The organism is Coleofasciculaceae cyanobacterium, from assembly GCA_036703275.1.
Lineage (GTDB): Bacteria > Cyanobacteriota > Cyanobacteriia > Cyanobacteriales > Xenococcaceae > Waterburya.
Genome location: DATNPK010000026.1, coordinates 106,740 through 125,447 on the forward strand (window position 1 = coordinate 106,740; position 18,708 = coordinate 125,447).

Below are 18,708 nucleotides of genomic sequence, written 5' to 3' on the forward strand. Positions count from 1 at the left end.
TACTTATTTACATAGTGTTTTGACATCAATCAAAATCTTAAATTCCATCTTTGTGAAGATAGAATTTCATAGATAAATTGGTAAAGATATAGATCTATCACTACATATTTACATTTTCAAACAATTTAATGTTGCCAATTATTTCGGTAAATCGACCTGCGGAAAAAGTAAAGCAAATCAACTATGATGCTCATTTAAACCCGTTAGTCAGCCAATTGCCCCTGACAAGCTGTGAAGTTTGTGTAATTGTTCCTGTGCGTAATGAAGCGTTCAATTTAGAAGCAACGCTTTTAGCTTTAACCAATCAAATCAATCTAGAAGGTAAAGAGCTAGACAAAAATCGTTACGAAATTATTATTTTGGCTAATAACTGTACAGATAATTCAGCAGAAGTTGCCAGACGTTTTGCTCAAACTCAGCCAAATTTAGTGCTTCATGTGGTCGAGATGACTTTAAATAACGATCGCGCTCATATTGGTTGGGTACGCAAGATTTTGATGGATGAAGCCTACAGAAGATTTAAAGCCATCGGACGCAATTTTGGTGTAATCGCATCTACCGATGGAGATACACGAGTTGCTTCTACCTGGATTGCTGCTACTTTAGCTGAAATAAAAAATGGTGCAGATGCTGTTGGTGGTCGTATTATTACTAATAATCAAGAAAGAAGCAAGCTAAATAAAAATACTAGATTATATTATCTACGCCATTTACGTTATGGCTATTTAACTTCACAGCTAGAGTCTTATTTAGATCCTGATTTTGAGTCACTTCCTCGGCATCACCATCATTACGCTGCTAGCTTGGCTGTAACCGCACAGATGTACGCTCAAGTAGGAGGATTGCCACCTTTGCGCTCTTCAGAAGATGTTGCTCTTTATGATGCGTTAAAGCGAGCTGATGCTCGTTTTCGCCATAGTCCGATGGTAAGAGTAATTACCAGTGCTAGAGCAATAGGAAGAGTTGAAGCAGGACTTTCTAATCGATTATCTCAGTTAAACGTGATGGCTCAAAAACACCAGTCAATACTAGTTGAATCTGCCGAATTGGTTGCAATACGTTTTTGTCTGCGTCGTTGGTTACGCTATCTATGGCAAAATAGGCAACATATGCCACAAAGTAATTTTCTAATCGAGTTGGCAATTATTGCGCAAAAGCTGAACATAAACAGCGATTTATTGACAGAAACGCTCTGGCGATCGCCTACTTTTGGCTTAGTGGTAGAGGAAATTGGACAATATCAGCAAGACAATAACAATCTCGATCTCGCTTGTCAGAAAGTAACGATCCAACAAGCCAATGCCGACTTACGCAACACGATTAACCGTATTTCTCATCTTGGTAATCGTTCAATGCTAGAACAATCTCAAAGTTTATCTTTAGGTACGTTCAAACAAATCAAGCCGATATCGCTCGTGCCGCAACCCTTGTAAATGTTTTAGCTCGGTATCGGGGAGTTGTAAAAAAGAATCGTGAACTTCATCACCCGTTAGGGGATAATCTTTGGCATATAGTGTCCAGTGAACTAGTAGCAGATGTCCCCCTTTCTCCAGGTGTTCGAGAATTAATTGTTGAGTCTTTTTTAGATCGGACCAACTTAAGTAATATCCTACCTCTGACAATAGAGTCAAATCGAACATTTCCTCAGGATAGGCTTGAGGTACTTGAGCAATTTTAAAGCGTACGTGAGGCAAATCTTGACAACGAGCGATCGCCTTTTTTTGCGCTGTTTCCGAAACATCGAGCGACAGCAAAGAATCACAGCGTTGTGCTAATAAAGCCGTAAGTACCCCAATCGAACCGCCTATTTCTAAAGCGTTAGTGTAACTAGGCTTTGGTAAAGCAGCAATAGTTGTTTGGTATTTTTGGGCTTCATATTCGCTGGTTTCAAAATCCCAAGGATCGGGATTATCTCGATACATATCTTCAAAATAACTTGGCTGAAGCGAATCTTTAGGCTGGTTCATGATTTAACTTCTAAATATATTTCCCAAGGTTGAGTAAAATTTTGCAGCATTTGGGGGGTGAGGCGAAATCCTTGAGGATCGTCTTTAATCAAATCACTAATTTGAGAACGATATTGAGCGATCGCCTGTCGTTTTAATTCTAAGACGCTACTAATATCTAATCGCCAAGCATTAATAGAGTCGGCAAAATCACCTCTTTGCTGACTATCCCAGTCCCAAATTGGATATTCAATCATACGTGGGGAAGTAGCTAAGTTCTTAATAGCGGCTGTAAATAGTTGCCGGCTAGCGCGATGATCTGGGTGAGGATCTCTACGCCAAGGTAAAAAAATAATTGACGGTGCTAAATAAGTCAAGTGTTGGTAGATCAGCGCGATCGCTTCTTGATGCAGTCCTAAAGGACGACGCGAAGCTAGTCCTTTAGGATACCGCTTCGCATATGCTTTAGCAGACACCTTCGGATATCGCTCATGAGGGAGACCAACGGGGCTTTTAAACGCCTGGGAGACCACAGGCGACAGCCCCTCCCCAAGACCGCGCTGCATCGCTTGTTGATATTCTTCTATTTTGTCGCTCTTTTCGTCACCGTGTCCCCCCGTCACCGCGTCAGTCTCCACTATCGGTACTGCGCCATCAGGCATACCTAAAAAAGTAACCGCTTCGGATGCAACTCCTAAAATAGCTAAAGCAGCCAGACTTTCTCGTTCTCTTAGTTCTTTAAGTGCTGGAGGTGGATAAGTGAGAGAGTTAGGATGAGATTTCGTGCCATCGCTAACAATTAATACTTTTACAGATACATTTAATTGACGTAATAAAGCGATCGCTCCACCACAGCCGAGAGTTTCATCATCGGGATGGGGAGCGACTATTAAAATAGATTGATGGGCAGATCGAGTGACTAAAGTTTTAATGTCTAAAAGTGCTAAAGACTCTGGAGTATTAAAAAAGCAAGCGCTCGTAGGGGTAGTTTGAGAATTGCCCTTACCCTTACCAAAGTTGACTAGCATTTGCCGTTTCTGTAAGAACATAATTTCCGACATCAGTAATAGCTGCATCAAAAGCGGGTTGACGCAGATACAAACTCAAATCTCTAATTAGGCGTTCCATTGGTTCGGGTGGTAATAAGCCTAAAGTACCAATAGAGCGTTGACTTAACTGAATTGTATCCAAACATATTTGTTCGATCGCCGTTCGCACCATATTGGCGTATGCTACCAAATTAGCAGCTTGTTCCTGACTAGCTTCAGGATAACCACCAAATACGGGAGCGTAATTATCGACTACTTGTGCTGCGCCTTTTAGCCAAAGCCTACCATTTTCGATGGCGATCGCCATTTTGCCCAAACGTTCTTGTTGATGTAAATGTTCGCAGCGGTTTAGCTTCTGTAAATATTGGCGAGTAGCGTTAAACAGAGCTTCAGCACCGCCAAGCTGTACCGCAGCAAAGCGAATTACGCCACCGCTCAACCAAGGCTGACGAAAATAGTCTCCAGCTTGAGCAAGTAAAGAGTTCGGTTCTACTTCTACCCCGGTAAAATCTACCTTATAGCTAACTGTAGCCCGCATTCCCGATGGTTGCCACCAGTCCGAGTGTACTACTGTTTCAACTCGATCCATCGGCACAATACACATTTGCCAACCGCCATCGGGTAACTTACCGTTAACAAAAGGGCGTTCTACATAACCACAGCCAGTACAAAAAGTTTTACTACCTTCTAATCGATACTTGCCAGCATGAGGAATAATCTTTACTCCGTCTTCTGCTTCGGCATTCCAAACCCCAAATATTTTATGCTGTCTAGCATCGGCAGCATAGGTTTCTATTTGTTCTGGTGTACCAAAGGTTTGTATCAGTTGCAAAGCATTGACGTGACCTTCATAAATACGCCCAACAACTAAATTGCCACGTCCAATTTCTTGGAGAAGCATTAATAACTTTTCAGTGTGACCCGTTTCAAAACCCAAACCCAATCCGCCTAGATGGCGACTTAAGGGTGCAGTTAATAAACCAGCAGCAGCAATCTGTTGAAATTCTTCGACGGGAAAAATTCCCTGTCGATCGAGTGATGAGGCATTGGCTGTTGCAAAATCAGCAATTTTATGTGTCTCAAGCGCAATGCCTTCGACTAACTTCGCGATCGCTTCTGGTGATCTCTGAGTTGATGCTACTACGGGTAAAAGCTGGCTAGTAATAATCCCTTCTCCTTATTTGATAATTGAAGCTAATTGAATTGTCCCTGTATAGGTTGTGTTATTGCTTCTGTCTAAAGAGTTAAAAACCAACAAAGGCGATCGCGCTAACAGCAATAATCAGTAATTATTTTTAATAATTACTGATTACTAAATTACTAATTACTGTTCTTAGGCATTAATTTTATCTGTTGAAGTTGCTGGTTTATCGGTAAGAAAGCCATAGTAACCTGCGATCGCAGCTGATAAACCATTAAACCAAACGTTGTTACCAAAGATGGGCATCAAGCCAAAAGTGGTTTGAGCTAATGGTATTAAACCCATAACAGCGATTAAAACATAGCTAATAGCAAAGCCACGATTATAAAGCTTTGCACTGCCAGTGCTGGCTGCGACAATCCCCAAAATCCCCACCAAAAGATGAACGATATTGTGCATCAAATTAGTTGGAAATGCGCCGAATAGAAAGCCAAATCCTTTGGCATAAAAGCTATCTGCATTCAAACTAACACCACCAGCATCAAAGCCTTCAGGTGGCAGAGAAATAAAGCCTGGAACAAAGCCAGCTATGCCTAAAAGGAGAAAAATAACCCCTAAAGCTAAAGCGCAATTACGTTGCATAATGTATACCTCTTTTGTATTTGTTGTTAATTTGTTTGTTTGATTTTCAATTGGTCAGCGACTTTCTTGGATTAGTCAAGTCGCCCCAATGATCGATTCAGCAAAGCTATTAGCTAAAAACTAAAAGCTTTTTTACTGTTTTCCTGTACTGTGAAATCTGGGATCGGGTGCTGGAGGATCGGGCATTTCTGACTCGCCTTGCGGATTTTCCAGATATTCAAACTCGCCTTTACCATCGGGAGCTCTTCCTTTTGCCCAGCGTCCTTCCTTACTTTCTGTTCCTTCAGATAAGTTCCAGAATTGGTAAGAAGCGTCTTGTTTTTCTTGCTCTTGAGGAAAAGAACTAGGAATAGGCAAATCTTCTAATCCATCAGCTTTCAACTCTTCGATCGCTGCTAACCATTGATTTTGGTGCATGGTATCGCGGGCAATCATATATGACAAAGTATCTTTTACTCCAGGATCGTTTGTCATTTCGTATATTCTGACTGCCTGTAATCGTCCTTGGGCTTCTGCCTGAACGTTAGAAAAGAAATCAGCCATTAGGTTACCCGAAGCAATGACATAACGACCATTCCAAGGATAGCCCACACTATCGGCAGGTAGCGCACCACCACCTGTAACGGTAGCGTGTTGGGGATTCATGCTAGACATAATAATATCTTCGGCTTTCATTCCCCCCATAACACCCTGCATGATTGGATCTTTGACTGCTGCATCTTTTTGTTCGACAGGCGCTTTTTCTAACAAGTAAGCCATGGTAGTTGCTAACATTTCGATATGTCCGATTTCTTCGGTAGCAATATCGAGCATCATGTCTTTGTATTTAGCAGGACCACGACAGTTCCAGCCTTGGAAGAAATACTGCATCATAACAGTCATTTCTCCAAAAGGACCACCGATTAATTCCTGCATTTTTTTTGCCAAAATTGGATCGGATTTTTCTGGTTTGGTGAAATACTGTAGCCTTTTTTTGTGATAAAACATATAATTCTTGTGAGATTGAGTATCTTGACGAGCGACCCTGCGCCTTGCGACGGCGCAAAGGCCTTGGTGCGGTTGAACCGTGAACGCGCGAGTTAGCTTGGGTAGGAGATAGTGGTTGTCCAGACTGCTATCCTCCCAAGTTTGGCAAGAAAAACACTTTTTACATTGAACATTGATCAGATGCTGCTCTTGCCAAACTAAAAAGGATAGTTAACTAAAATTGAGTTGGCTCTAATTAAATATGATGGTTGACTAATTACTAATCGATCGCGATCGCGATTCAGTTGAGCAAAAACGGCGCTGATAAATTAAGAATTTTGAGGTAATGGCGTTGGCGATTAAACTAACGCCATTAAACCGCTTCAAGAAGATTTATTCCAGCTTTTATTCATCATCGTCATCGCGATAACTACGGCGCTCATCATTGTAATCGCCATCGCGGTAACTACGGCGCTCATCATCATCGTCATCGCGATAACTACGGCGCTCATCATCGTCATCGCGGTAACTACGGCGCTCATCATCGTCATCGCGGTAACTACGGCGCTCATCATCGTCATCGCGGTAACTACGGCGCTCATCATCGTCATCGCGGTAACTACGGCGCTCATCATCGTCATCGCGATAACTACGGCGCTCATTATCGTAGTCGCGATCGCGGTCACGGCGTTCATCGTAGTCGCGATCGCCACGAACTCTTCTTTCTAAATCGCGTTTAACACCTCTGAACATATCATCTATTCCCATTGCAATTCTCCTTAGATTAATTTGGGGATTTATTAGCCTGTGTTCTTAGCTTGGCAAATCGCTTAAATTAATGTCTCGGCTAACAGTTAGATCTAGCCTCAGACTTTTGAGGTATTTTTTCGCAAGTTTAGATTGATAGTGTCTCTGCCTCCCTACTTATTTAAGGTTTAAGAACTACTTTGGTGCAGTTATCTTCTTTGTTGCGAAACATTTTGTAGCCTTTGGGTGCATCGTCGATACTCATATGATGGGAAATAACAAAAGAAGGATCGATTTCTCCCAGTTGGATGCGCTCAAGTAGAGGCTGGAGATACTTCTGAACATGGGTTTGTCCCGAGCGCAAGGTTAGAGCTTTATTAACAACTGCCCCCAAAGGTATTTTATCGACAAAGCCGCCATACACCCCAGGAATAGAGACTGTTCCTCCTTTACGACAAGCGACAATTGCCTGTCTTAAAACTGTAGGTTTTCCTGTTTCTAGCTTTAATCCCTGTTTTACCTGGTCGTAGACTGCCATCGCGTCTGTGCCGTGGGCTTCCATACCTACCGCATCAATACAGCGATCTGGCCCTCTTCCCCCCGTCATTTCTTTTAGGGCTTCTCCTGGATCTATTTCTTCGTAGTTGATCACTTCGGCGTTTCCCTGTTCTTTTGCCATCTTTAACCTTTCGGGGAAGCGATCGATCGCAATTACTCTGGCTGCACCCAACATATAAGCACTTCTAATCGCAAACTGACCGACAGGACCACATCCCCAGACTGCGACAGTATCTCCTGGTTCGATATCGGCATTTTCGGCTGCCATATAGCCAGTGGGAAAAATGTCAGTTAGAAATAAAACCTTGTCGTCTTCTAAACCATCAGGTATTTTTAACGGACCGACATCAGCATAGGGGACACGGGCATATTCCGCCTGTCCACCTGCATAACCTCCAAGTAGATGAGAATAGCCAAAAAGACCAGAGGGAGAGTGTCCGTATAATTTTTCTGCCATCCAAGCATTAGGATTAGAGTTGTCGCATAGTGACCACAAATCTTTTTGACAAAAGAAACAGCCACCGCAGGCAATTGTAAAGGGAACAACTACGCGATCGCCTTTTTTGATATTTTTTACTTCCTTGCCAGTTTCGACTACTTCCCCCATAAATTCGTGACCTAAAATGTCTCCTGATTCCATGGTGGGGATATTGCCTTCATATAGGTGCAAATCCGAACCGCAAATAGCAGTAGAGGTTATTTTAATAATTGCATCACGGGGATTGAGAATTTTTGGATCTGGTACAGTTTCGACTCGGACATCGTGTGCGCTATGCCAACATACAGCTTTCATAATTATTTTAGTTTTAAAGGTGTGGTAGAAGTGTGTTTAGTATTACTTGTAAATTTGCTATGACCAGGCTTTTTTCTGGCTCGAATTTAATTATCGAGAAAGTTGTCCAACGTAAAATAGCTAAACCAATTGAATTTTCGGAACTGATTTTTCGGCGTAGAGAGCGATATTCAGTTGCAGAACTTAATGTGTTGATGCTTCGATTGAGCAAGTCGGTGCTAGAGATTCAAGTAACTAGCAGCAACTGTTGATTTTATTTTGATAACAGTTAAATAAAATGCAATTGCTGCTATATTTTCAGTCTGTAGTTCTAGTTATTTTTGGTTGAGGTAGCAAATTCAACTAACTAGAAATATTTTGCTAACAAACGCGAGAGAATTATTGAGATTAGATCTTGTCTCGTGATGTATTGTCTCGCGTTTCGATCACAATTACATCTGGATTATTACCTGTAGTAACGTTGCGATCGCTGGTAGTTCTTGGTTCTGTAGCTTCTAGGCGATCGCTGGTAATTGCTGGTTCGTTAATTCCTATGCGATCGTTTGAAGTTATTAGAGGTTCTCCAGCTACTGTAGAACCACCCATAGTATTGCTCATAGCGGCATTAGTTTCAACTACTCCAGAGCGATCGATGCCAGCGGTGCGGTTATAAGAATTGTCGTCTATATCGTTAGCATCGTATACGCCGTACTCTTCGACCCCGTTATCTCGTAAAATTCTCTCGGCACGGTTAATATCGTCATCCGTACCATTGACCATAATTAAATAACTACCACCACCAACGCGATCGCTATAGATTTTGGCTTTATCTTCAGGAATACCTAAGCCAACTAAACCACCAATAATACCGCCTGCTGCTGCACCGATACCTGCACCCGCTAGAGTTGTCGCGATCGCAGTTGCTGCTTCGCCAGCTACAATAATTGGACCAACACCAGGAATAGCTAGAGTACCTAAACCTACCAATAAACCACCGATACCGCCTAACACAGTTCCAGTAGTTGCACCAGCCCCAGCACCCTCCGCTGCATTGTTGCCTTCATCGTAGGCTGTATCTACTCCTGCTGACTCAGTAACCTTGTCGGCATCTTTGGCAATAACATTGACTCGGTTCATGTCAAAACCGTCGTCTTTGAGTGCGCGTAAAGCTCTTTCTGCTTCATCACGACTATAAAATAAACCTACTGAACGTCTGTATCTATTCATTATTTTCTCTTAGTAAACAACACTTTATTCTTTACTGCATTTCTCATTTATTCATCGTTCAAAAGTTATAAGTATCAATAACTATTACTTTTGTCCAAGAAATATTTAAGGATGCGTTTCGTTATTAATCGGTTCATCGCCCTTAATTTGTTCGACAAACTTTTTAGTGCTGCGGGGTAACGCTTCTTTCAAGTTGAGCTTTTCAACAACACTTTCTTTTTCTTGGTCTGGTTCAGCCATTTTGGATCGCATTGCTTGTTCCTCCTGACGACGGAGTTTATCAGCCTCATATTGGGCATCGCTTACTACATCTACCGAATTCAGATTAGTCGCATCACGAGTAACCGCCTCGGCTGCCATTGCCGAAGTATTACCGCTAAAAGCGATACCAAAACATAAAGTAATTGAAACTAAAAATATAGTGAGAATTCGACGTAAATCGAGCGAGAAAAATGACAACATTGTTACCTCTTTAATGAATGTAGAGTAATTTAAACTTTTAAACTTTATAAACTTTGGATCGAGTGTTAATCGTTGAAGACACGGACGAAAAAATTTATAGTCGCTCCAGAATTAGGGTTCGCTTTTAGTTTTAGTGCTGGAATTGCCTTTAACTGAAGTATCTTGTTGTTTATTGACTCGATCTACCAGCATGTCATAAATAGATTTACCTTCTTTTTCTTTAGGTAAATTTAGTTTGCTTTTTTCTAACTCTTCGGTGGTAGTGTTAACCCGATTGGGGTTACGAGTTTCTTGATAGGTGTCTGTAGCTGCGCTGTAGTTATCTGCTGCTAAAGCTTGTCCACTGTAGTTCAGGTTAGTTAAAAACATCCCTACAGTAAGCATTAACGCCAAAGCCATGTTACACAAGTATCGAACGGTAATTTTGTTGAACATATTTATTTTTTCCTTGTTGGTCAAACAACATATAATTAAGAACCCTTTGGTTGTCCTGCGGTGGTAGTAATTTCGCCCGTTTCCATCAACTGTTTAAATCGATTTAACTCGTCACCAATTTGTTCTTGGGGTGATTCGCCAAAAATTTTGGCGATCGCATTAGTTAATGCGCCTCCTGGAGGCTGATATTCTAAAACTACTTTTACTTGTGTCCCGCGATCGGCCGTTGCGGATTGAAAACGCACGAAACCACAATTATGGATGTCTGCATTGTCTAAAGCATTCCAGGCGATCAGACGATCTGGTTGATCAGCAATAATTTCGGCATCCCATTCAATATCTAAATTTAGAGGTGCATTGGCTACCCAGTGAGATACTGTGCCTGATTCATTCTTATTGGTTACCGACTTTAAATGTCCCATAAAATTGGGCAGATTAGTCAACTGGCGCCAGTAGCTGTATAGTTCACCAGCAGGACGATTAATTGTCACCGTTTTTTCTACCTGAATATTCGGCGTTAAACCAATGGCTTCAGCAGCTTGATCGACTAGATTAGTTTTCTTAAGTTGAGGCTTATTACTATAATCGGCTAAAACTTCTTGTAAAGAACGCCGCTGCAAATTGGTAATTACCAAAGGACTATTAATTATTTCTTCGGTAGTAGTTGCCGTCAGATTACCCTGCGAATTAACTCGTTCCATAATACTTGTGATTGAAAAATGTACGCGATCGCACTCAATTAAACTGAAAAATCAATCTCAATTGATGCAACCGTAATAGCTATAAAACTATATTTGGCTAATTTAGTAACTTTCGCTTCAATCTAAAGACAGAAGTTTTGCATAACAATAGCTTTCAGGCTGAGAATTTCTGGCACTCAGTAAACTAAACTAGAAATTACTAGCGTCCTCGAACATTTGCTTGGTCTTTTCTAATAATTTGTTTTCAGGATTGGCACGATTAATAGTTGGTTGTTTTAAAGTCGGAATTTGACTGGGATTTAATAACTCCTGCTGCTTTTTCGGACTGATAAAATCATCAATGCTATCTAGTGATTTTGCTTTTTTAGATTTTGAATAGAGTAGCCCTACCTCCTGTTTTCCCGTTGAAAAATCTGTTTGAGCTTTGCTGACTTCTAGTTTGTTACAGGCTATAATAATTAAGAGGATCATTCCCAATATAAAAGCCAGTAATAATTCTGTTTAGCTTCAATTGTTAAAGTTTATTGCTTATTTTCCTGTTTGAATCCCTGATTAAATAATCAATTTATTTGGCGATCGCTATTTTTGAAGATGGCATTCAATAGTAGAATCTAGCCCAAAGGAAATTGGTTTCCCCGGCAAATTTTTCATAATATTTAAAGGTTTAAAAATATTCAGGTAGTGTATTCAGTCTAAATAATTAGTTTGATAAAATACCATCTATCAGAAGATTGATTGAATTTATAATTATTTATGGCGATTAATTAAATGCTTGCGTTTTGTCCGATAAGTATCTGAATTATTTTGATTTTTTTCAATTTCTTTTTGAATGACGCTCGCCTGTTGATGGGCTTGTTCTCCCTCGATACCTTCAGGACGTACATCTAGCTCGACTAAAGCTGCTTTGCGACCATAAACAATTAAAATATCTCCAGGATAAATATAGGTATCGCCATATGGTGCGCCAATATAAATGCGATCGCGTCTCTCAATACCTAATACAGCTATTCCTTCGTCTGCCAGCCGTAGCTGTTTCAATTTTTTATTAGCCAGCCAATTATCTTCATTGACTTCTATTTCTGTTACCTGATATTCTCCTTTGAGATGTAGCAAACGCGCATAGTCTCTTAAATCTAAATCCGTCCAGCGATGTAAACCTTTTCTAACCAAACGAGTCAGGATACGATTAAAAGCGCGGTTGGTAGCCAATAGCCATAGCACCCCAATGCCGATTAATAAATAGAGTAAACGAGATAGTCCATCTCTAGGCGAAGAAGTGGAAACAAAGGTAAGAACCAAAGATGAAATAACGGTAATGAAACCCGCGTTACCCAAAAACATCAGCCACATAATGATGCGTCGTCGTAGCGGATGTTTGACGATTGCCTCCGATTCTGCTGTAGCAAATCCAGTACCAGTGAAAGCAGAACGTGCCTGAAATCTAGCTGACGTTCGAGATAAACCTGTTAGGGTTAAAGCTTCTGTAGCAATGCGAGTAACTAGTAAAGATAGGGTGATGGCAATTAAAACTGAAAGAAGAGCAGCCATTTTGGCGTTGGTAATTTAATATAGCGATCAGCTAGAGGAATTTTTAGTTATTTGTTTACCAGTTAGGATTATTTTATTAATTTTGCTCAACAAAAAGTAATTGACTCCAAATAAAGCAAAAATAAGGGAGGATTTATAATCCTCCCTTATTGTACGTCAATTTCTATCTGGCAAAGTTTTCTGGTGGTTGAGGTTCAGGAACTGTTCCTGTGCGTATTGGTCTGGGTTTTTTCGCGCCAACCGAAGCACCAATTAAAGATGCAGCTAATCCTAGCAGTGAGCCGATAATGAAATACCAAGATGCTTTGTCTACCGCTTGCTCTACTTGATTAGTCCGTATATTTGGAACTTGATTGGGAATGCTAACACCACCTGGTTGCTGTGCCTGATTTAATACTTCTCCTGCGTTAGAAGCTACAACCCCAAAAGCCCCTGATACTCCACTTGCCAGTAACCAAGCACTAAGAGCCAAAGTTGTCGCCCAGAAAATCAATCCGTGTAGCATGGCGGTTTTTTTGTTCATGGGGCTACAGCCAGACGCAGTTACCCAACTACCGATAAACAAGGCAATTAGTAAACTAACAACTGTCCAAATACCAGTTACAACACCAGAGTCACCAGTGATTAAACCGATCGCCGCACCCAAAGCACTGAGAATTAACTGAGTGGCGAGCGCTACAAATATTCCGCCTAAAATTGGTCCCCATCTAATCCGATCTTGGTTATCTTCGATCGCAAATGTTTCAACTACTCTGTTTCTACCTGATTCTGAGTAAGCCATAATAATTTTTCCTCGTTATTTACTGATTATTTAGTGTTTGTTGATTGTGTTCGAGCACGATAATAGCATTAGATAATAATTTTGAACGCTATGACTTTATTAAAGAGCCTGGCGATGATCGACAATAATCACTTCAGGATGTTCTAGGGCAACTTGGTAGACAGTCCAATCTTGAATACCACAACGCTTCAAAATGGGTTTTGCCCCCAAAATATCGTCTTGATTACCTTCAACCATGACTAAATATTTGCCTTGGGAAACTAAATCATTGTAAGAACGTGCAGTATCGACGGGGATATCTAACTGAGTAAGAGCTTGAGTTAAGCTGATTACACTTTCACCTGTGATGACATTAGAGTCTTGCTTAGTATCACTACTAATTCGAGTATCGAAGCGATCGCGCAATGATTGGCATAATTCTGTGCCAACTATTTTGTTTTCCCCTTCTGAATTATGGGCAATCACAAAAACTCGGTTCAGAGAAAAATGAGAATCATCTAGTTCTTTTAAAGCAGCTTCGGTATTTAATGAATTATCAAAAATACCAATCGCTCTTTGACGTTCGGACATATTTATCCCGGCTCAACTTGAGAGCAATTCAATTAATAAAAGTGATGCTCTTATTTTCTTCATTTTTAGGAAAAATTCTATTGCTCTTAGGGTAGATCTTTTAGCAGATACAATAGGTCTGTTTACTACTGTGTATGGCTTTGAGCCAAATACAGTTAGATATACTTCTTAAGACTGACGTAAAGCCTTTAATTGCGATCGCAGTCGAGAATTTTCTTCACTGAGTTCTAATACCATCGCTGCACCTACCAAATTCAGCCCTAAATCTTTACGCAGACGCATAATCTTGATCACGCGACTAATATCTTCAAGTTTTAACATCGAGCCTTCTGGTTCAATTACCCCTAGTCGAATAAAGCTGTCAATGGTGGTGACAGAGGTTTGGGTGATAGTAGCAACGCGATCCAAACTAATTAGGGTATCGCCCTGTAGATCGACTACCGTAAGAGATAAACTGCTCATAATCTCATGTCCTCCAAACTTTTACGGGGATTGTAGCTGCTAACTTGCTGAAGCTTTTGGTAATATTCTCGTTCGGTTTGGCTGAGCTCTTTTGGCGTAACTATTTTTAATTGAACCATCAAATCGCTGCGCTGTTTGTTGGGTTGACGCCAGCCTTTGTCTTTTAATCTCAAAGACTGTCCCGAATTTACTCCAGAAGGAATTTTCATCGTTACTTTCCCATCAGGGGTAGGAACGGTAATTTCTGCACCCAAAACTGCTTCTTCGGGAGTAATTGGCAGTTCAACAACTAAATTGTTTCCTTGAAATTTAAATAAAGGATGGGGTTGCAGTTCAATGTTTAGATACAAGTCCCCGCGCTGTCCGGAAAAAGGACTGGGTTGACCTTTACCTTTAATTCTCAGCCGACTACCTGTTTTGGCACCAGCAGGAATGCGAACTTTTACCGTTTCATTACCAATACGAAACTGTTTTTGTGTCCCGTTGAAGGCTTCAGAGAAAGTAAGAGCGATCGCTGCTTCGCTATCTTGAGCTGGTACATCACTATAGCCACCTCCAAAGCCTCCAGGAGCTGACGTGCGATAGCCATAGCTGCCTCTACTTTGACCGCCAGCACGACCTAGAATTTCATTGATAAAATCTTCAAAATTACCATACTGACTAAAATCGAAACCGCCTACGTCTACATTGTTAAATCCGCCACCACTGCCAGATCCAGAAGCTGCGCCTCCTTGCCCCACTTGTGACCAATATTGACCGTATTGGTCGTATTTACGCCGTTTATCGGGATCTGAAAGTACTTCTTGTGCTTCGTTAATTTCTTTAAAGCGAGTTTCTGCTTGTTTATTTCCTGGGTTCAAATCGGGGTGATACTTCCGTGCCAGCTTACGATAAGCTTTTTTAATCTCGTCAGCAGAAGCACTTTTACTAATGCCTAATACCTGGTAATAATCTTTAAAGTCGGTTGCAGCCATAATCTTTAATAGATAATTGTCTTCTGAGGCTCGATTATCTTAACTCGTAACCTATAGAATAATTATAGATCTTTGTTTTCTGAATCTATTATTTAGCTATAAACTTAGGCAATAATTAGAAATTTATTCCGAGTGCAATATCTTGAGAAGATTATTTATTTCTCAAGATATTGCCAACTAGTAAGTTAGCTGTAAATGTGTTTAAGGTAGTCAACTTGGTTATTTTTTGATTGATGACGGCGATCGCTCTTATTGCAGCATGTTTTGGGTAGCTGTAGCGAGCCATATGAATAAAACTGCACTCATTATGCGTTCGTAGTTCATCATGAAACTGCTTTCCACAACACAACTGCTTTCAGCAGTCAAAACAAGTTATTGCTGCCTTCAATCATGATTTATATTTTAAACTGGTTGTTTTTCTCCAGCAACGCCCGATTGTTTAGGTTGCCAATAGTATTATTTTTTTTAAAAAGACGTAAATATAAAAGAGTAGGCAACTGCAAAACGTAGGTTAAAAAACTGACAAAATTAATCAAAATTTGTCGCTTACTCTGATATTTATTAAATAAGGGTAAAATATCTTTTTCTTGGAAGCCGAACTTATTTTTGATTGAAGCATCAAGCAAAGTTTCTTGAAAAATAATCGAGCGATCGCGACGCGAAGCGGTATGCCACGGCATATGCGCAGCGGTATCCTTTAGGACTAGCTTCGCGTCGTCCTTTAGGAATTCTTTAGGGCTTTTAAACATCTTTATCTGGGGATATTGTTTCACTTATTGCGACCAAGGTAAATAATAATTGAAACAATAATATTAAACAAGAGTACATAATTAGCTTAGAAATTTATGCTTCATTTGCCCCTCCTCCAAAAGTTATAAATATTTCAGGTTGCTTTGTTCTGAGACAATAGGCGATCGCTGTTTGAGGGAGACTAATATTCTGAAAAAAGCGAGCTTAATAAAGCTTAATCAGGTTGAAACATTGTTGACAATTAAGAAAGATTAAAAACTAGTCATAACCAATCAAAAGTATTTAATGTTCATGATTAATGCTGCATGAGAAAACTCGCTTTTGCTCCGACAAAATGGCTGTTGGTTTGTTAACTAGCTACTGTCTCAGATTGAGAACTTTTGTTTTCATCCTCGTTCCAAACATCTGGTGTATTACCATAACCACCTTCGGGCTTGTTATCTTGGTTGGTATTGGTATCAGCAGTGTTTAATGGTTGAGGCTGAGATCCAGAAACACTTTGGCTATTAGTATTATTGCTAGAACCCAAATTAACTCTGGTAACTTGGTTAGCGTCTTCTTTCGCTTTGGGTAGTTCTAATGTCAAGATTCCGTTATTATAGTCCCCTTTAACGCTATTATTGTCGATCCGTGTTGACAGAGGAATCATACGGCTAAATTTACCATAGCGAAACTCAGAACGAGTCATGCCATTTTTTTCTGATTTAGATTGAGATTGGCGCTCGCCACTAATCAGCACCGCCTCTTTTGTTACCTGCACGTCTAAATTGCTTGCATCCATGCCAGGAATTTCTACTCTAAGATGAATTGAGTCGTCAGTTTCTTCCATTTCCGCCAAGGGCATAAAAGACTGCTGCATTGATTCTTGTTCCATGGGTGCAAGAGCTTCAAACAAACGATTCATGTCTCTCTGCAAAGAGTTCATCTCGCGGAAAGGTTGCCAATGGATTAATGCCATATATTTTGCCTCCGAAATAAGCTTGTATGTAATGCTTTAGCTTAATATTGACAAGTTTTAAGACTATTTAAACTCTACCTTTAGCATGAAAATTTAAGCTTGATAGTTTATGACCTTAAGTTGCAATAATTTAGTTTTTAGCTACTAGCTCTTAGCTGTTAGCCGAGCTTGTGAATTAAAGACTATTGCAATATTACAAGTATTTAGACACTAAAAAATCGACTGCATCTCTACAGTCGAAATAATTTAATTATTAATGTTAATTAAATTGACAAAAACATCTCGCGTCAAACACTACATAGATAAAATTTATTTGTCTTCTACATACATTTCTGGTTCAACAGCGAAATTGTTGAGACGATTAGATTCATCGATGACATAGCCACCAGTGGTACTTAAGCCTGTACCCTCTTCTTGTTCTTCGAGAGCTTCAATATGTTCCATCTCTTCTTCTGGATCTCCACCAGAAGGAATTATGGCTTCAGGATCGTTAACATCAACTGACTGTGCCAATTGTACACCAACCTGATTACCAGGCGCGCCTTTCCCTGGTTCTGCATCTTCAGGATCGTGTCTTGTGACTACTACTTTTTTTTCTTCATTTTCCATGATTTAAATTTCTTCGCTGCTTATTTTTAATCAAATTAATAATTTTTTGGTGCTTAAACATCTGTCCGTAGTAACAGAATATTTAGCCACCACGCATTGTTCCTGCGTTATTTTCACGGTTGCCAATCGGATCGCTAGTTTCCATGTCTGTACCAATAATGTTACCGCGATCGACGTTAGCATTTTCGATTGAAACCCAGTTACCGTCTTTGTCTTCTTGGTAGCTATTTTTAACCGAATTCCAGGCTACTTGAGTAGCATTGTTTTCGTCCATGCCATTGTCACTCACCGCATTATATGCAGCCATAAAAAGTTGTTGTCCGTGCTTGGGTAACTTTTCTGTTACTTCAGCAGGTAAATCTTCTAATTGTTGGTAGGTCATATTTAATATTTAATTATTGGTTCTTTGTTTCAATCAAAGCAAATTTACAGTTAATTAGAAATCATTCTCGAGGCATAATTGATTTAAATTAAGGTTATGTCTATAGAACTATTTTGATGTCCCTAAATCGAGCTATATGATAAATTAAGGCTTGTTTTTAAAAAATGAATCATATTTCTCTGTGTACTATTTATGCCAATCGGAAGCTACACTTACAAAATTTAGTTAGAAGTTTAATCGGATCGCAGCTATATCCAGATCAGCTTGTAATTGTCTGTATGAACGATCGTCTTCCTGATTTGCCCACTACACCTTTTCCTATAGATACTGCAACCCTAAATACTCAAGACGATCGCTTACCTCTAGCAGCAGCCAGAAACAAAGCAGCAGAAATAGCTACTGGAGCGAAATTAATTTTTTTAGATGTAGACTGCATTTGCGATCGCCATTTAATTGAAGTTTTCAACTATCACCTACTGCAAGAAGACGCAATATATTGTGGTTCAGTACGCTATCTACATCAGGATTGGCAAAAGGATAATTGGAGCAAAGAAAGCCTCAATCAACAATCTTCACCGCATAAATTACAGGGAACAGAAATAACTGGTCAAGATAAGATTATTCACCCCTATGAACTATTTTGGTCATTATGTTTTGGAATTAGCAAAAAGACCTTTAATGAGATTAACGGGTTTGATACGGACTACACAGGTTATGGCGCAGAAGATACCGATTTTTCTTTTACAGCGCGATCGCAGCATATCCCCCTCTACAAAGTTAGCGCGTTGGCATATCATCAGTTTCATCTTGCCTATACCCCACCTCTTAATCATTTAGCAGAAATAGTTGACAATGCGCGGATTTTCTACCGCAAATGGCATATTTTACCGATGAAAAAATGGCTAGATCAGTTTGCCGATCTGGGATACATTGCTGGGGAAAACGCTCAGATAGAAATTATTAAGCTGCCAACCGAAACCGAGATACAAGCCTGTCTAAAAAATGTTTAGGCGTTGCTGAATTAAGAC

General features: G+C 40.1%; 25 protein-coding genes. 4 read left to right on the plus strand and 21 right to left on the minus strand.

Going from position 1 to position 18,708, the window contains the following annotated elements; all coding sequences use genetic code 11:
* Positions 1-128 precede the first annotated feature (128 nt).
* Complete coding sequence (locus tag V6C71_06510; protein HEY9768149.1) at positions 129-1,433, plus strand: glycosyltransferase; 1,305 nt, start codon at positions 129-131, stop codon at positions 1,431-1,433.
* Here V6C71_06510 and V6C71_06515 read toward each other — a convergent pair.
* From V6C71_06515 to V6C71_06525, 3 genes are read right to left on the minus strand one after another with little or no spacing between them, the layout of a single operon-like run.
* Positions 1,380-1,967 carry an SAM-dependent methyltransferase gene (locus V6C71_06515; GenBank protein HEY9768150.1) on the minus strand — a complete coding sequence of 196 codons (588 nt, stop codon included), beginning with the start codon at positions 1,965-1,967 and terminating at the stop codon, positions 1,380-1,382. The two genes, V6C71_06510 and V6C71_06515, sit on opposite strands and share 54 nt — an antisense overlap.
* The gene (locus V6C71_06520; GenBank protein HEY9768151.1) at positions 1,964-3,007 is read right to left on the minus strand and encodes a PIG-L family deacetylase; all 1,044 of its coding nucleotides are present in this window, start codon (positions 3,005-3,007) and stop codon (positions 1,964-1,966) included. Before V6C71_06520 ends, V6C71_06515 begins: the two co-directional genes overlap by 4 nt.
* The gene (locus V6C71_06525) at positions 2,955-4,016 is read right to left on the minus strand and encodes an acyl-CoA dehydrogenase family protein (protein ID HEY9768152.1); all 1,062 of its coding nucleotides are present in this window, start codon (positions 4,014-4,016) and stop codon (positions 2,955-2,957) included. The genes V6C71_06520 and V6C71_06525 overlap by 53 nt, the downstream gene beginning before the upstream one ends.
* On the opposite strand from V6C71_06525, the gene V6C71_06530 reads away from it, so the two are divergent.
* On the plus strand, positions 3,962-4,156 hold the full coding sequence (locus tag V6C71_06530; protein ID HEY9768153.1) for a hypothetical protein: 195 nt from the start codon (positions 3,962-3,964) through the stop codon (positions 4,154-4,156). The genes V6C71_06525 and V6C71_06530 overlap by 55 nt on opposite strands.
* Positions 4,157-4,328: 172 nt before the next feature.
* On the opposite strand, the gene V6C71_06535 is transcribed toward V6C71_06530, so the two are convergent.
* The 4 genes from V6C71_06535 to V6C71_06550 all read right to left on the minus strand — a co-directional run bounded on the left by V6C71_06535 (position 4,329) and on the right by V6C71_06550 (position 7,842).
* Positions 4,329-4,778, minus strand: a complete 450-nt coding sequence (locus V6C71_06535) for a DUF4383 domain-containing protein (protein HEY9768154.1) — start codon at positions 4,776-4,778, stop codon at positions 4,329-4,331.
* Between the two features lie 132 nt (positions 4,779-4,910).
* Positions 4,911-5,765 carry a manganese catalase family protein gene (locus tag V6C71_06540; GenBank protein ID HEY9768155.1) on the minus strand — a complete coding sequence of 285 codons (855 nt, stop codon included), beginning with the start codon at positions 5,763-5,765 and terminating at the stop codon, positions 4,911-4,913.
* Between the two features lie 384 nt (positions 5,766-6,149).
* Positions 6,150-6,512, minus strand: coding sequence for a hypothetical protein (locus tag V6C71_06545; GenBank protein ID HEY9768156.1), 363 nt, complete (start codon positions 6,510-6,512; stop codon positions 6,150-6,152).
* Positions 6,513-6,672: 160 nt separating this feature from the next.
* Positions 6,673-7,842, minus strand: a complete 1,170-nt coding sequence (locus V6C71_06550) for a zinc-dependent alcohol dehydrogenase (GenBank protein ID HEY9768157.1) — start codon at positions 7,840-7,842, stop codon at positions 6,673-6,675.
* A 59-nt stretch (positions 7,843-7,901) separates the two neighbouring features.
* Between V6C71_06550 and V6C71_06555 the strand changes: the two genes are divergently transcribed.
* Positions 7,902-8,093: a hypothetical protein gene (locus V6C71_06555; GenBank protein ID HEY9768158.1), complete on the plus strand. Its 192-nt coding sequence runs from the start codon at positions 7,902-7,904 to the stop codon at positions 8,091-8,093.
* Between the two features lie 136 nt (positions 8,094-8,229).
* Here the strand turns inward: V6C71_06555 and V6C71_06560 are convergent, their stop codons facing one another.
* From V6C71_06560 to V6C71_06625, 14 genes are all read right to left on the minus strand, one after another.
* Positions 8,230-9,048, minus strand: a complete 819-nt coding sequence (locus V6C71_06560; protein HEY9768159.1) for a general stress protein — start codon at positions 9,046-9,048, stop codon at positions 8,230-8,232.
* 105 nt (positions 9,049-9,153) lie between these two features.
* On the minus strand, positions 9,154-9,510 hold the full coding sequence (locus tag V6C71_06565) for a hypothetical protein (protein HEY9768160.1): 357 nt from the start codon (positions 9,508-9,510) through the stop codon (positions 9,154-9,156).
* Positions 9,511-9,621: 111 nt separating this feature from the next.
* Positions 9,622-9,945 carry a hypothetical protein gene (locus V6C71_06570; GenBank protein HEY9768161.1) on the minus strand — a complete coding sequence of 108 codons (324 nt, stop codon included), beginning with the start codon at positions 9,943-9,945 and terminating at the stop codon, positions 9,622-9,624.
* 35 nt (positions 9,946-9,980) lie between these two features.
* Entirely contained in the window at positions 9,981-10,646 is a 666-nt protein-coding gene (locus V6C71_06575) for an SRPBCC family protein (protein ID HEY9768162.1), read from the minus strand.
* A 189-nt stretch (positions 10,647-10,835) separates the two neighbouring features.
* A complete protein-coding gene (locus V6C71_06580; protein ID HEY9768163.1) occupies positions 10,836-11,117 on the minus strand; it encodes a hypothetical protein in 282 nt (93 codons plus the stop codon).
* A gap of 276 nt (positions 11,118-11,393) precedes the next feature.
* A complete protein-coding gene (locus V6C71_06585; protein HEY9768164.1) occupies positions 11,394-12,194 on the minus strand; it encodes a TrkA C-terminal domain-containing protein in 801 nt (266 codons plus the stop codon).
* A gap of 163 nt (positions 12,195-12,357) precedes the next feature.
* Positions 12,358-12,975, minus strand: coding sequence for a hypothetical protein (locus V6C71_06590; GenBank protein HEY9768165.1), 618 nt, complete (start codon positions 12,973-12,975; stop codon positions 12,358-12,360).
* A gap of 99 nt (positions 12,976-13,074) precedes the next feature.
* The gene (locus V6C71_06595) at positions 13,075-13,545 is read right to left on the minus strand and encodes a hypothetical protein (GenBank protein HEY9768166.1); all 471 of its coding nucleotides are present in this window, start codon (positions 13,543-13,545) and stop codon (positions 13,075-13,077) included.
* 168 nt (positions 13,546-13,713) lie between these two features.
* On the minus strand, positions 13,714-14,007 hold the full coding sequence (locus tag V6C71_06600) for a chaperone modulator CbpM (GenBank protein ID HEY9768167.1): 294 nt from the start codon (positions 14,005-14,007) through the stop codon (positions 13,714-13,716).
* Positions 14,004-14,981, minus strand: a complete 978-nt coding sequence (locus V6C71_06605; protein ID HEY9768168.1) for a J domain-containing protein — start codon at positions 14,979-14,981, stop codon at positions 14,004-14,006. The genes V6C71_06600 and V6C71_06605 overlap by 4 nt, the downstream gene beginning before the upstream one ends.
* 395 nt (positions 14,982-15,376) lie before the next feature.
* Positions 15,377-15,730, minus strand: a complete 354-nt coding sequence (locus V6C71_06610; GenBank protein HEY9768169.1) for a hypothetical protein — start codon at positions 15,728-15,730, stop codon at positions 15,377-15,379.
* A gap of 350 nt (positions 15,731-16,080) precedes the next feature.
* On the minus strand, positions 16,081-16,689 hold the full coding sequence (locus V6C71_06615) for an Hsp20/alpha crystallin family protein (GenBank protein HEY9768170.1): 609 nt from the start codon (positions 16,687-16,689) through the stop codon (positions 16,081-16,083).
* 309 nt (positions 16,690-16,998) lie between these two features.
* Positions 16,999-17,298: a hypothetical protein gene (locus V6C71_06620; protein HEY9768171.1), complete on the minus strand. Its 300-nt coding sequence runs from the start codon at positions 17,296-17,298 to the stop codon at positions 16,999-17,001.
* An 82-nt stretch (positions 17,299-17,380) separates the two neighbouring features.
* Positions 17,381-17,680, minus strand: a complete 300-nt coding sequence (locus V6C71_06625) for a ChaB family protein (GenBank protein HEY9768172.1) — start codon at positions 17,678-17,680, stop codon at positions 17,381-17,383.
* A gap of 164 nt (positions 17,681-17,844) precedes the next feature.
* Here V6C71_06625 and V6C71_06630 point away from each other — a divergent pair, with 164 nt between their 5' ends.
* Entirely contained in the window at positions 17,845-18,690 is an 846-nt protein-coding gene (locus tag V6C71_06630; GenBank protein HEY9768173.1) for a glycosyltransferase family 2 protein, read from the plus strand.
* Positions 18,691-18,708: the final 18 nt, after the last annotated feature.